Source organism: Flavobacterium sp. CSZ, from assembly GCF_015350725.1.
Lineage (GTDB): Bacteria > Bacteroidota > Bacteroidia > Flavobacteriales > Flavobacteriaceae > Flavobacterium.
This window is the reverse complement of the sequence record NZ_JADKPQ010000015.1, coordinates 82,065-96,486: the sequence shown is the minus strand read 5'-3', so window position 1 is coordinate 96,486 and position 14,422 is coordinate 82,065. Positions and strand designations below refer to the sequence as shown.

The window sequence follows — 14,422 nt, the reverse complement described above, 5'->3', positions numbered from 1 at the left end:
GAAATCAGGAGTACGAATTTATAAATTCACACTAAGCTTTAAGCCTGTAACGCCTGAAGTTGATAATTTAAAGGTGTAGTTCCGGTATGTTTTTTAAAGGCGGCAAAAAATGTCGATTTAGAATTAAAACCTACATCATAACCAATAGATTCTAACGTTAGCTTATCATTTGAGGTGATGATTTTGCAAGCTTCGTTTATCCTGAACTCATTTACAAAACTGGTGAAATTCTTATTCAGATTACTATTTAAAAACTGCGACAATTGATGACTTGAAATGTTGAGTTCCTGAGATAAATCCAGCAAACTTAGATTGGAGTTTTTATACCATTCTTTTTCGATCATTATTTTTTCCAGTTTTGCGGATAAAATTTTGGCCTCAACTGAATCTATTTTTTTGCCCGAAGTTTTAGGACCATTTAATAAAAACAAATCATCCGTTTTTTTTCTGTGTAAAAGAATCGAAATAATTAAATAAAGAATAAACGAAAAAACTATTGCTCCACTAATATAAGTAGCTGCCGGACCACGTACTATAGCAAGAAAATAAAAAAAGAACAACAGAAAATTACCCAAAAAAATCGTCCCGAACCACATTTCTGCCGGAGTTGTTTTGTGCTTTCTATTTACGATTTTTGCCAATATTTCTCTGATCGCAAAACCGGAGAAAACAATATAAGCAAACCATTGAAAATAAATAATCCAAATAAAAATTTGGTTCCAAAGCAAAGGATAATATTCATACGGATAAACAATTCCTACCGATACAATCAATATTGCCCAGAATAAAAGTGTGCCTTTCCAGGATTTCGGCATTATATTAATTTGGGCAACAGCCGATTTCAGGAAATAATACAAACATGGACCAATAAAAAAACAAGCGGTTAACCCAATTTGTAAATATAATCTAGGTAATGTGGGATGAAAATACACAAACACTGATTTTCCAATTCTGATGCTTAGGGCAAATAAAAGAGCCCCCAGAAAATAATTGGTCAGGTATTTTTTCTTTGTAAAGAAAAAAAAATAAATACTTAAAATAATTCCGTTGAAAACTCCTAATGCGCTAAAAAAGAATAAGAGTTCTTTGCTGGTATCCATAATTTAAGTTTGTTTTATTCTCACAAAGCTAAAAAAAATTATGACTTTAACGATTTTTTATCCTCCTTCAAATCTTTAATCATTTTTTTCAGCTCTTTGATGCGTTCCTCGTATTGCTCGATGATCTGATCTGACAATTGATCTGCATTATTAATAGAAGATATTCCCTTATTATTCAGATCTACTTTTAATAAGTCTTCAGGAGTGATCCCAAAAATTTTACAGATGGTTAAAATATGATTTGACCATGAACTGCTCTCGCCACTTTCCATCCTTGCATATGCTGATTGGGATATATGAAGACAGTCTGCCACTTCTTCTTGCGACATGTTTTTGTTCTTTCGAAGTATTTTAAGTTTATTACCTACAACAATATTCATATTTTATGGTATTTTTCCTTATAATCAAATAGAGGACGGTTTTATAAAAATATACTCACAAAAGATCAATTATTTTTAAATAAAAAAATATCTATAAATTACTTATTAAAATACCCGATAATCACATAATAAAAAACCTTACAAAACAGTAATTTAGACTTTCCAAAAAACAAGTAGATAGTACCTGAAATCAGGTAATATGTATTAAAAATTTAAACCCTAAAATCTAAAGAATATGAGTAATCCAACATTGTTTTTATGTCTTCTAATAATAATTATTGCGCTGGGCTATCGGTTTTCAAAAAAGCATCGTTAAAAATATATCTGCAAAATTGGTTAGTAGTAATAATTTTAAAGCGCTAAAAAATCATGGGGATTAACAATAAACCTGATCAGGAAAACCAAAACGAATGGAACAACGATCCCGATAACTGGATTTGGGGAATGTTTTATTATAATCCAAAAGACAATAGATTATTTCCTCCCAAAAAAATAAAAGAATTGGGCTGGACGATTAATTTTGCCAATCCAAATTCTGTTTTTATAGCCTTGATTATAATTGCAATTCTTCTTATTCTGGCAGAACACGCCAATAATTAAATTCAAAAAACCGGGTAATTACTCCTGATTAATATTCATTACAACATGAAATTCTTTATATTCAAATATAGCATGGCTATTGTAAGCTGTCTGTATTTAGCTTACTTTTTTTTTAGCCCGGATCATACCGGCAATATGATAAAAGCCGGAACCTCTATTGTATTAGCATTATTAATTTCTATCTCGATGTTCAGTCAGATAAAAAGCGGAAAATAGCTCAAAACACACACATTCAAACAACAAATTAGAGACCCGGAATTTCCCAATTATAAATACTACTTTTGATTTTTTAGAGTTAAAGTATTTATGTTGAAAAAATTACTGTTTTTAACGGTTTTTATCTGGTATTCCGGGCTTCAGGCACAGGAAACGGAATCATCGTACAAAACGAAAAAAGTAATTGTAAGCCGGGATACCATTCATCTTGAGCAATTCAGTATTAATTCGGGCTTTTTTGAAATTCTAAACACTAAAAACCAACCTATAGATAGTACTTTTTATAAAGTTAATTTTCAAAAAGGAACTTTGATTTTAAATGAAAAAGCAGGTTCAGTTTTGGATACTTTAGTTGTAAATTATTTAAAATATCCCGATTTCCTGACCAAAGAATACAGTCTTTACAAATCAGATCAGGTGGTAACCAATGATGTTGGTTCTGAGAGATTGTACCGAATTGATAATACCAGCACCAAAAAAGTCACTCCGTTTGATGGCTTAGTAACATCAGGAAGCATTACCCGCGGCGTTACGGTTGGAAATAATCAAAATACGGTTTTAAACTCTAATTTAGATCTTCAGATTACGGGAAAAATATCCGATAAAATTAGTCTTCGGGCGTCGCTGCAGGACAATAACATTCCGCTTCAGGATGGCGGCTATTCGCAAAAGCTGGATCAATTTGACAATATTTTTATCGAACTTTTTAGCGACGACTGGAACATTCGGGCCGGCGATGTTTTTTTAGAAAACAGAAAAACCCAATTTCTAAACTTTAATAAAAAAGTACAGGGACTTTCGACCAGTTTTAATTTTGGAGATGAAGAAAGCAAAACCAATATTTTTGCATCAGTCGCTTTTGTTAAAGGTCAATATGCTAAAAGCACTTTTACAGGGCAGGAAGGAAATCAGGGACCTTATAAATTAAAAGGGCAAAATGGCGAATTGTATGTTTTGGTAATTTCAGGATCAGAACGTGTTTATGTCAATGGTATTTTGCTAAAACGTGGCGAAAACAACGATTATGTTATTGATTATAATGCCGGAGAAATTACTTTTACTTCTCTTTTTACGATTACATCAGAAATGCGTATTAATGTAGAATATCAATATTCTGAAAGAAACTATAATCGTTTGGTTACTTACGCCGGTGCAACGCACGAAAATAAAAACTGGAGTTTTGCCGGTTATATTTATTCTGAAAATGACATGAAAAATCAGCCTTTGCAACAAAATCTTTCTACCGGGCAGGTTGAGATTTTAAGTCAGGCGGGTGATGATCCTAATTTAATGAAAGCGCCTTCTGCTTACGAAGATTCCTATGCAGATAATAAAATTTTATATAAAAAAATATTGGTCAATTCGGTAGAAGCATACGAATACTCAAATGATCCGAGCAATGTTTTATACAATGTAAAGTTTAGCCTTATGGGTAATAATCTCGGAAATTATATCATTCAAAACAACAACTCGGTAGAACGCATTTATCAATATGTTGCTCCGGTAAGCGGCGTTTTACAAGGAAATTACGAACCTATCGTACAATTAGTTGCTCCAATAAAATTGCAAGTGGCTACTTTTTTAGGAAAATACAATCCTGATGAAAAAACTCTTGTAGACTTTGAAATTGCCATAGGCAACAACGATAAAAATTTATTTTCGAAAATTGACGATGGAGACAATAGCGGAATTGCGCTTAAAACTAATATTAAAAAACGTCTTTTTACCCGCGAATGGACTTTAGATGCTTTTGCAAATTACCAGCTTGTTCAGGAAGATTTTAGATCTGTCGAGCGATTGTATAATATAGAATTCAACAGGGACTGGAACTTGAATGAAACACTTTATGGCAATCAGAGTTTATTGGTGACGGGATTCAATTTTGATTTATTTGCTAAAAAACAAACCTCAAATATTGGTCTGTTTACTTATCAGTTCGAAAAATTAGATTATACCGAAAGTTATTCCGGAGCAAGACATACCACGACTGCTTTATTCAAATTAAAGAACTGGACGATAGAAAATCAGGGGAGTTTTATGAAGAGTGATGCAACAAGTTCTACTTCAAAATTTATCAGAAATCAAACCAGAACCAAATATCATTTTGGCAAAAACTGGATTGGTGCCAGCATGCAACTTGAGGACAATCAGCAACGGGATAAAGTTAGCAGTCAGTTTTCGGCTTTAAGCCAAAGATTCACAGAATACGGAGCATTTATTGGGCGTGGTGACAGTACCAGAGTTTTTGTAGAATTAGGTTATTTGCAACGCCGAAACGATAGTTTGCAAAACGGATTCTTGCAGCACGTAAACAATTCGCAAACTTATTATTTGAAATCGAAATTGATCCAGAATAAAACAACAGATTTAGCCGTTTATGCCAGTTACCGTAATTTAGATTTCACCAATTCATCCCGAAAAAACGAACCATCCTTAAATTCAAGAATCCTTTACAACGATCGATTCTTTAACCAATTCATGCAAATTGGTACGGCTTACGAAACAAGCTCAGGGACCATTGCGCAGCAGGAATTTACGTATGTTGAAGTGCCAACGGGTCAGGGTGTTTATGCCTGGAACGACTATAATGGCAACGGAATTCAGGAATTGGAAGAGTTTGAGATTGCCGCGTTCCCAGATCAGGCCAAATATGTTCGAATCTTTCTGCCCAACCAGGTTTACATCAAAACCAATCAGAATAAATTTTCACAATCTGTTGCTCTTAATCCGCTGCAATGGCAAAACGAAACGGGTTTTAAAAAAATCGCTTCTTATTTTTACAATCAAACTTCCTTTATTATGGATCGAAAGGTAAAAAGCCAGGGCGAACGTTTAGAACTCAATCCGTTTGATTCATCTGAAGAAAACATACTAGGATTAAATTCGAGTTTTAGGAATAGTTTGTATTATAATCGCGGAAAGCAAAAGCATTCTGTAACCTATACCTACCTTATTAATAAAGGAAAAAATTTACTTTCGATAGGATCACAAAATGTTAGAAACAGTTCAAATCAATTGCAGTATACGCATTTGTATAAAAAAAGCTGGTTATTTAATTTCTTCACCAAAACGATTAGTACCAACCTGGTTTCTGAAGATTTTGTCGAAAAAAACTATGACCTAAAAGGTTATCAGGTCGCACCAAAAATTAGTTATTTGTTTTCTAAAAATACCAGTTTAGATTTCTTTTACGAATTTCAGAACAAAGAAAATCAAATTGGAGATTTAGAAACTCTGGTTCAAAACAGACTCGGAACTTCGTTTTCGTTTGCTGGCGAGAAAAAAGTCACTCTGAATGGAGAGTTTTCTTTTTACCAGAATAAGTTTAACGGAAATGAATTTTCATCGGTAGGATTTCAGATGCTTGAAGGACTTCAGGAAGGGAAAAATTTAGTCTGGAAATTGCTTTTACAGAAGAACTTAACTCAGTTTCTGGATGTAAATTTAAACTACCAGGGAAGAAAAAGTGAGACGGGATCCGTTGTTCATACCGGCAACATACAGCTTCGCGCTTATTTTTAACACTTTACGAAAAACGTATTAATAAATTGATTAATTTTAATTTGAAATTTAAATACGTAACCCTATGAAAAAATTATTATTACTTTGTTTAATGGTGGTTTTATCTACCAATTTCTACGCTCAGGAAACTGCCACTAAAGCTGCTAAAAGCAAAACTGAAGCTACGGCTAAAAAAGCTAAATCTGAGGCAGACAAAGCAAAAGCCGATGCGAAAAAAGAAGCTGCAAAATCAAAAAAAGCAGCTAAAGATGCTACCGATGCTTCGGCAGCAGCCAAAAAAGAAAGTGCCGCAGCAACAAAAAAAGCAGCTGACAAAGAAGCCGCTAAAGCTAAAAGCGATGCTACAAAAGCCGCAAAAAAAGCAACTGCAGCAGGAGAAAGTGCTAAAGCCGATGCAAAAAAAGCTGAAACTAAAGCAACTGTAGCCAAGAAAGATGCCACGGCAACTAAAAAAACAGCTACTAAAACACTAAAAGAAACTACAGAGAAAGCTCCTAAAGTAGCTGATAAAGTTACAGGGGAATACAACGGGAAAAAAGTATATACGGGACCAAAAGGCGGCAAATACTACATTAATAAAAACGGAAACAAAACATACATTCAGGATTAGTTAAAGATACTGAGATGCTAAGCTACTAAGTTTCTAAGGCGCTAAGATTAATAAAAAACCGAACTATATAGTTCGGTTTTTTTTATTTAACAAGCAAAAAACTTAGCATCTTAGAGGCTTAGAAACTTAGAAGCTTAAATCAGAGTTAATAATTTAGTAATATGTACGAAATAACATAAAAAGCTTATTTCTTTATCTTCGTTTTTAAAAAGCGTTAAACTATGAGCATTGACTATTCTGCGAACAAAACAATTTTAGTTGCTCCATTAAACTGGGGATTAGGCCATGCCACAAGATGTATCCCTATTATAAAAGCGCTTCAGGAAAAAAATTTCATCCCAATTATAGCTTCTGATGGGATTGCCTTGGCGTTATTACGCAAGGAGTTTCCATACATACAAACGCTTGAATTGCCTTCTTATCATATTGAATATGCTAAAAATGGCAAAAACTTTAAATGGAAATTGATCAAAAGCCTTCCTAAAATGATCGTTGCTATCCTGGACGAGAAAAAAATGGTCAACCGCTGGATCAAAAAACATGGAATTGACGGTATTATTTCGGATAATCGATTGGGAGTTTTCAGTAAAAAAATCCCATCTGTTTTTATGACCCATCAATTGAATGTGATGACAGGAAATACAACCTGGTTTACCAGTAAATGCCATCAATACATTATAAAAAAATATAACGAATGCTGGGTTCCTGATACTAATGAAAAGGTAAATTTAACCGGCGATTTAGGTCACCTTAAAACAAATCACCTTAACTTAAAATACATTGGTCCTTTGAGCCGAATGCGCAAAAAGGAAACACCAAAATTATATGATTTGATGGTGATTTTGTCCGGGCCTGAACCTCAGCGCACTTATTTGGACGAAAAATTACAAAAAGAAGTAGCTAATTACCAGGGTAAAGTAGTTTTTGTACAAGGTATTATTGATAAAACCCAAACCAAATGGCAGGTAGGAAATGTAACGTATTACAATTTCATGAACTCAAAACAACTGGAACAAACTTTTAACGAAAGTGATTTTGTTTTATGCCGTTCTGGTTATACCACCGTAATGGATTTGGCAAAATTGGGCAAGAAAGCTTTTTTTATTCCAACTCCGGGGCAATATGAGCAGGAATATCTGGCGATAAAACTTCAGGAAGAAAATCTGGTACCGTACGCATTACAAAACGACTTTACCATTGAAGATCTTTCAAAAGTAAAGTCGTTTAAAGGTTTAACTCAGTTCAACGAAGATATCGATTGGGATTCTTTGTTTACCGTTTTCGAAGATTAGTTTAGAAATTAAACTGCGCTTGCAAGCGTAATAAATTTCCTTGCTGACGGTTGATTGGCAGCACACTGTCTTCGAAAGTTCTATCAGCAATGACATATTCTGCTGTAAACTCAAAAGCTTTAATTGGCTGCCATTCTATACCAATTTCATAATCTCTAACGACATAACTTCTGGCGTCTTTTTCGTATTTTTTTCCTCCATCATAATATTGAAATTTGGCAAAAGGATATATGTGTTGCTTTTTGATATCTAATTTATAATTTAGTAAAACATAACCTCCGTTTAAGTCTGTTTCGTCAACAGCATTAGTTACCGTATTGTATCGCGGTCCTGTACCAATATTATATTCTGTCTGGATTCCGAAAGGTCTTGGATATAAAACAAAAGTCGCTCCTACCCTTTGATCCTTTACATATTGCGGATCATTTACTTTTACTCCCGGTGAAATCTCGCCGGTAAAAGCCCATTTTCCTGTATAAGCCTGAATTCCGGGTTCGATAATCTGACTGCCTATTACAAAAGGATACGTTGCTCTTGCGACAACATTCAAATCTCTGTTACCATCAAGTTTATTGGCAATTTGTCCGTTGTAAACTCCAAAGGCAAAAACACCATAATCGCCTGAACCTTTAAAACCGTCTTTTACCAACATGGCAAAACGCTCTCTGATTTCGGCTGGAGCCCAATAAAAGAATATTCCTAAATCACGTTCGTTTAATATCGCACTATTCATTGCATCATTACGGTCTAACGCTAAGCGTACAGAACTTGACTGCATGTTTTCGAAACCATACGGAATCTTACTTTGCCCAACACGAACGCGATATTCTCTTTTCTTATCAAAAGAAAGATCAAAATACAAATCACGAATCTGAACAAAATTCTGGATTCCCGTACTTGGCGAACTGGCAAAATCAGGCTGAAAATAAAAAAACACATTAGGATGTACTTGTCCTGAAAACACTAAACGTGCACGTCGAATAAATAATCCGTTGTTTGCTTTTGCATCCGGATCTGTTGATGTTGTTCCCCAGGATTTATCACACTGATCGCAGGAAACTTTATCATTTGTTGAGAAAAGACCATTGTAGCGTATTTGTGCATAACCTCTTAAAGAGATTCTGTCATACCAGTGTTCTTCAACTCCTCCGCCAGATTTAGTATCCGGAAGTTTCGCTTTGTTGATAGAATCTAAAATACGCATTACTTCGTTTTTTACATCCTGTTTATTCAAATCCTGAGCATTTGCTGCAAAATTTAACAGCAATAAAACGGCAACCAATTTTCTTTTTATCATCCTTTCTCTAATATCCCTTAATTTCAGGGTACAAAGATGTAGCATCAATGTTAAGAAATCATTAACAGGATGTTACTATAATAAAAATTTAATGTTACGAAGTTTTTCCGTAGTTTGATTAATTGTTAAAACGCCATGTTTTACAGCAGTTCGCCGCAATCAGCTTACAATTATTTAACTTCTGCTTTTATGGTTTTATGCGCTTTTTCAAGTGTAAAAGAAAACTCAGATCCAATACCAAATTCACTTTCTACATATACTTTCTCTTTATGAGCTTCGATAATATGTTTTACAATGGCCAATCCCAGACCAGAACCACCTTCTGAACGGGTTCCGCTTTTATCGACTCTGTAAAAACGTTCGAAAAGTCTTGGAATATTTTGTTTTTCCACTCCTTCTCCGTTATCACTAATGCGGATTAAAACTTTTTTCTTGGTTAAGTTTACAACACCAACTTCTGTTAAACCTCCGTCTTTACCATACTTAATAGAATTAACAATCAGGTTCTCTAAAACTTGCTGAATCCTGTCCTGATCTCCACGAATGATAACCGACTGCACATTTTTACTTTCAAAAGCGAGTTTAATTTTCTTTTTGTCGGCTTTCATTTCCAACAAATCAAACACATTCTGAATCAGTTCGACAATATTAAAATCAGTCATATTCAAATCCAGGTCTCCTGATTCTAATTTGGTAATCATATCCAGATCTTCTACTATATATATAAGACGCTCCACTCCTTTTTCGGCACGTTTTAAATATTTTTTTCGAATGGTTTTATCATCCATTGCACCATCAAGCAAAGTCGAAACATAACCCTGAACGGTAAACAAAGGCGTTTTAAGTTCATGCGAAACGTTCCCTAAAAACTCCCTGCGATATTGTTCACGAATTTCAAGCATTTCGATTTCCAGCTTTTTATCGGTAGCAAACTTTTTCACTTCACGTGAAAGGGTTTCCATATCTGTAGTTATGGGCTGATTGATAAGTGTTGTTGATTCTAATAAGGAAACCTCATCGTAGATTTTTTTTACTCTTCGATAAATAAAGCGTTCTACACGATATTGTAACACCAGAAATGAGAAAATATAAATCGAAATAATAAAGATTGTCCCAAATGCAACCTGATGTTTCAGCTGATTTTTATAGAATAAATTCATCAGGATCAGCACAAATCCTGTCCCAAAAAGACTTATATATAATGCCGACTTTACAGCAAATTTGTATGTTTTTTTAAAATTAATTTTCATTTGAAACAGCTAGGCTTTTTAAATAATGAACCATTAAGAAATTAAGAAAAATTAAGTTTCTCTTGGGTTTAATGCATTTTTATAAAGAATTAATATTTGAACTCAAAAACCATATAAGAAATAGAAGATCACAGGAACTTCAATTTCTTATATGGTTTAAATTTATTATTATGTTTCTGTTTCAAACAATCAAAATCAGCTTAAGTCTTATTTAACTTAATCTCTTTATGGTTTAGAAACATTTTTAAAGATTTATTTAATGTTTAAAAATCAAATTTTAAACTTCAAATTTATAACCAACACCTTTGATGGTTTTAAAAAGGTCTTCTCCTATTTTTTCGCGTAGTTTTCTGATGTGAACATCTATTGTTCTTCCGCCCACTACAACTTCATTACCCCAAACTTTATCCAGGATTTCGTCTCTTTTAAAAACTTTCCCCGGTTTTGAAGCCAATAAATAAAATAATTCGAATTCTTTTCTTGGTAAAGCAATTTCTACATTGCCTTTTATGATCTTGTATTCCTCTCGGTTAATCTCGATTCCGCCTACATTTAAGGTATCGCTAACAACTTCTTGTTCTTTTAACCTTCTTAACAAAGCCTTTACTTTGCTTACCAATAATTTTGGTTTTATTGGTTTGGTGATATAGTCATCTGCACCTGCATCAAAACCAGCAACTTGTGAATAATCTTCGCTTCTGGCTGTTAAGAATGTTATGATAACATTATTTAATTCCGGGATTTTTCTGATGTGTTCGCAAGCTTCCATTCCATCCATTTCGGCCATCATTACATCCATAATAATTAGGTCCGGCAATTCTTTCTGAGCCTTTGCTATTGCTTCTTTTCCGTTTGAAGCAGTAACAATCTGGTAGCCTTCCTGAGCAAGGTTATAGCCAACGATTTCTAAGATATCTGGTTCATCGTCAACTAATAAAATCTTGGTTTGTGTTTTTTTCATAAATAGCAAAAATTGAGATTTTTACATCAAATTTTCTTGATTATACATTCGATGTTTTTTATTTCACAGCGTAAATATACTAACAAAATAACCGTTAAAAATTGCGGTTAACGGTAATTTAATCTGGTAACAATTTGATAATCTACAAGACACAAAAACATAACAAGTGCCTAACATGAACTTTACACAGCATTTCTTTCTTTGCACAAAAATAAATCAAACACAACACAAAAATGAAATTCAATTTAAAATTTCTATTTATCACATTCTTTATTTGTACGATTTCGATCGCTCAAAACAAAGGTACGATTTCTGGTGTATTAACCGACAAAGAAACCAACAATCAACCTTTACCTTTCGCAAATGTTTTAGTAAAAGGGACTAACACAAGCGCGAACACTGACATTGACGGAAAATATTCGTTAAGCGTAAATCCGGGAAATTATATTATTATTTTTAGTTTCGTTGGATATGAATCTGTAGAACAACCAGTAATTGTTAAAGCAAATGAGACTATTACTGTAAATCAGGTGCTTTCATCAGGAGGTTATACTCTAAAAGATGTCGTTGTAAAATCATCTGCGATAAACAAACAAAAAGAATCAGCTTTATTATTAGACCAAAAAAATGCAGTGTCTTTTAAAGCTGCAATTGGTGCTGAGGAAATTTCCAGAAAAGGAATCAATGATGTCGCTAATGCAGTAGCTAAAGTAAGTGGGGTTTCTAAAAATGACGACTCAGGAAATGTTTTCGTAAGAGGATTAGGGGATCGTTATAATGTTACTACTTTAAACGGGCTTCCATTACCATCAAATAATCCGGCAAACAAAAATATTCTTTTAGATATTTTTACAACAAATATTGTAGATAATATTGGAGTAAGCAAAACATTTGAGGCTCAAAATTATGCTGATTTTGGTGGAGCAAATATTGATATCACCGCAAAAAAATTCAGCGGAAAACCATTCGTAAGTTTTTCAATAGGATCAGGCGCTAACACAAACGTATTAGGCCAGGATCATTTCTATCTGCAAGACGGACCTAACTATACCGGATTCAAAAAAGTAGGCGTTCCTAATGCTCCACTTCAGCCATATAGCTATGCAACAAGCTGGGACAGACAGGAAAACAAAAATGTACTTAACGCTTTCTACACTGTATCTGCCGGCAAAAGATTTACTATAAATGATGAGAGTTCAATTGGCACTTTTGTTACTGGTTCATTTAGCGCAAAAAATAAATACACAGAAGGATACAGCAGAGGAGGAATTACGTCTGACGGAGATATTTTTTCTGACTTTATCAGAACGTCATACAAGCACAGTACTACTACAACCGTTATGGGTACTGCCGATTATAAAATCAACAACAAGAATTCGATCGTCTTTACTTCTTTATTCTTAAATTCAAGTGATCAGGATTACAGTGAGTACGAAGGAACAAACCAGAATTTTGACGGTGGTGGAGACGCGCTTCAACAAATTACAGGCTTCATAAAACGTGGGACTTTTGAAAGAACTCAATTAATTGTAAATCAATTAACAGGGAAAAACAAATTCAACGATCAGTGGAATTTAAACTGGGGAGTAGGATATAGTATGTCTAACAGTGCAATCCCGGATCGTATGCAAAACTCTTTTGTTTATGCTCCAAATGCTATAGATTATACATTCTTTACCAATTCAAACATAAACAACCACCGATTTTTTCAGGATTTAAAGGAAAATGAAATCGCTGCAAATATTGCATTATCGTATAATTTCAACAAAAAGACCGACGACACATACAGAGGAAAAATAACTATTGGATATTCAGGAAAGTTCAAGGATGTAGACTATAACATGGAACAATATTCATTCTTTCCGAACAGATCTACAATTTCTTTTCCTAAAGAAGACATACACCATGTAGATAATTATTTAGATCCTGCACATTGGGGTTCATCATACTCAAACAGAATTAACCAGTTGTATAATGGAAATTTAGATATTAATGCTGGATTTGTTAATGTTCAATACTCATTAACTGAGAGATTGAGCGTGATATTAGGTGCGAGAGTGGAACAATTAACTCAAAATGTTTTCTACATCACAACTACAGTTCCTGGTGGCGATAGTTCTAATGATTCAAAGTTTAACATCTTACCAAGTTTAATTTCGAAGTATACTTTGAATGAAAAGCAAAATTTAAAATTCTCAGCAAGTAAAACATATACTCTTCCTCAGTTTAAAGAAAAAGTGCCAATTATTTATGAAGATGTTGCACAAGCATACGAAGGAAACCCTAATTTATATGCTTCAACAAATTACAACTTCGATTTAGGATGGGAATATTTCCCGAAAGCAGGGGAGTTAATTTCTGTAACTGCATTTGGAAAAATTATTCAAAACCCAATCAACGAGATGTTCCTTAATTCTTCTTCAAATGACATTTCTTATGCAAATACAGGAGATAAGGGAACTGTAGCTGGGGTTGAAGTAGAATTTAGAAAAGACATTTTTGAAATTGAAAACAACAACAATCTAAAGACAAAACTTTCTTTTGATGCAAACGGATCATATTTATACACAAACCAAGATCTAAGCAACGATAAAGTAAACGACGAAAATGATTTTGGAGCAAACTTTACATTTACAGAAAGTAAATTAACAGGGGCTTCCAATTTCCTTGCCAACGCTAACTTATCATTTTTAAATGAATTCAGAGAAGGACAGGATTTCAGTGCAACAATATCTTATTCTTATTTTTCAGATAAATTAGCTGTTATTGGAACCTCAAGAGTTGGAAACTTGGTTGATAAAGCGGTAAATAAATTAGACTTTATTGCTAATACAAGTTTGACTAAAAACTTAAAATTAGGCGTTATTTACAATAACATCCTGAATCCAACTTTCAAACGTGTACAAGAACAAGGAAAAGTACCAGGTAAAGAATCTGTTGGTGATATTACTGCGGTTTCGTACAAAGCAGGTTCAGATTTCAGAATTACTTTAAACTACACATTCTAAAAGTAAAACCATAAAAGCACAAAAGGTGATTAGTATTAACTAATCACCTTTTTTATTTTTAACAACTCAATGTAAATTTTACATTAAGCGGATTATTTTTTACACGACATACTTAATATATTGTTAATACGGCCTTAACTCAGCAAAAACATATGTTCGTTTACTTTGCCATAAATAAATAAAACA

11 protein-coding genes are annotated in these 14,422 nt (G+C 33.6%); 6 read left to right on the top strand and 5 right to left on the bottom strand.

Annotated features, from left to right (window positions below; translation table 11 throughout):
* Positions 1-38: 38 nt before the first annotated feature.
* Together IRZ78_RS17435 and IRZ78_RS17430 are read right to left on the bottom strand one after the other, a co-directional pair.
* Entirely contained in the window at positions 39-1,100 is a 1,062-nt protein-coding gene (locus tag IRZ78_RS17435; RefSeq protein ID WP_194617757.1) for a helix-turn-helix domain-containing protein, read from the bottom strand.
* A 38-nt stretch (positions 1,101-1,138) separates the two neighbouring features.
* A complete protein-coding gene (locus tag IRZ78_RS17430; protein ID WP_194617756.1) occupies positions 1,139-1,480 on the bottom strand; it encodes a helix-turn-helix transcriptional regulator in 342 nt (113 codons plus the stop codon).
* 369 nt (positions 1,481-1,849) lie between these two features.
* Between IRZ78_RS17430 and IRZ78_RS17425 the strand changes: the two genes are divergently transcribed.
* The 5 genes from IRZ78_RS17425 (at position 1,850) to IRZ78_RS17405 (ending at position 7,720) form a co-directional block, all read left to right on the top strand.
* A complete protein-coding gene (locus IRZ78_RS17425) occupies positions 1,850-2,080 on the top strand; it encodes a DUF5808 domain-containing protein (protein WP_194617755.1) in 231 nt (76 codons plus the stop codon).
* Positions 2,081-2,125: 45 nt separating this feature from the next.
* Positions 2,126-2,296 carry a hypothetical protein gene (locus IRZ78_RS17420; RefSeq protein WP_194617754.1) on the top strand — a complete coding sequence of 57 codons (171 nt, stop codon included), beginning with the start codon at positions 2,126-2,128 and terminating at the stop codon, positions 2,294-2,296.
* 90 nt (positions 2,297-2,386) lie between these two features.
* The gene (locus IRZ78_RS17415; protein ID WP_194617753.1) at positions 2,387-5,818 is read left to right on the top strand and encodes a hypothetical protein; all 3,432 of its coding nucleotides are present in this window, start codon (positions 2,387-2,389) and stop codon (positions 5,816-5,818) included.
* Between the two features lie 64 nt (positions 5,819-5,882).
* Positions 5,883-6,428 (top strand): hypothetical protein, encoded by a 546-nt coding sequence (locus IRZ78_RS17410; RefSeq protein ID WP_194617752.1) that lies wholly within the window; start codon positions 5,883-5,885, stop codon positions 6,426-6,428.
* A 221-nt stretch (positions 6,429-6,649) separates the two neighbouring features.
* A complete protein-coding gene (locus IRZ78_RS17405; RefSeq protein WP_194617751.1) occupies positions 6,650-7,720 on the top strand; it encodes a glycosyltransferase in 1,071 nt (356 codons plus the stop codon).
* A 1-nt stretch (position 7,721) separates the two neighbouring features.
* On the opposite strand, the gene IRZ78_RS17400 is transcribed toward IRZ78_RS17405, so the two are convergent.
* The 3 genes from IRZ78_RS17400 to IRZ78_RS17390 form a co-directional block, all read right to left on the bottom strand.
* On the bottom strand, positions 7,722-9,017 hold the full coding sequence (locus IRZ78_RS17400; RefSeq protein ID WP_194617750.1) for a porin: 1,296 nt from the start codon (positions 9,015-9,017) through the stop codon (positions 7,722-7,724).
* A 170-nt stretch (positions 9,018-9,187) separates the two neighbouring features.
* Entirely contained in the window at positions 9,188-10,267 is a 1,080-nt protein-coding gene (locus IRZ78_RS17395) for an ATP-binding protein (protein ID WP_194617749.1), read from the bottom strand.
* Between the two features lie 277 nt (positions 10,268-10,544).
* The gene (locus tag IRZ78_RS17390; protein ID WP_041518469.1) at positions 10,545-11,228 is read right to left on the bottom strand and encodes a response regulator transcription factor; all 684 of its coding nucleotides are present in this window, start codon (positions 11,226-11,228) and stop codon (positions 10,545-10,547) included.
* 233 nt (positions 11,229-11,461) lie between these two features.
* Here IRZ78_RS17390 and IRZ78_RS17385 point away from each other — a divergent pair, with 233 nt between their 5' ends.
* On the top strand, positions 11,462-14,236 hold the full coding sequence (locus tag IRZ78_RS17385; protein ID WP_194617748.1) for a TonB-dependent receptor: 2,775 nt from the start codon (positions 11,462-11,464) through the stop codon (positions 14,234-14,236).
* Positions 14,237-14,422 lie beyond the last annotated feature (186 nt).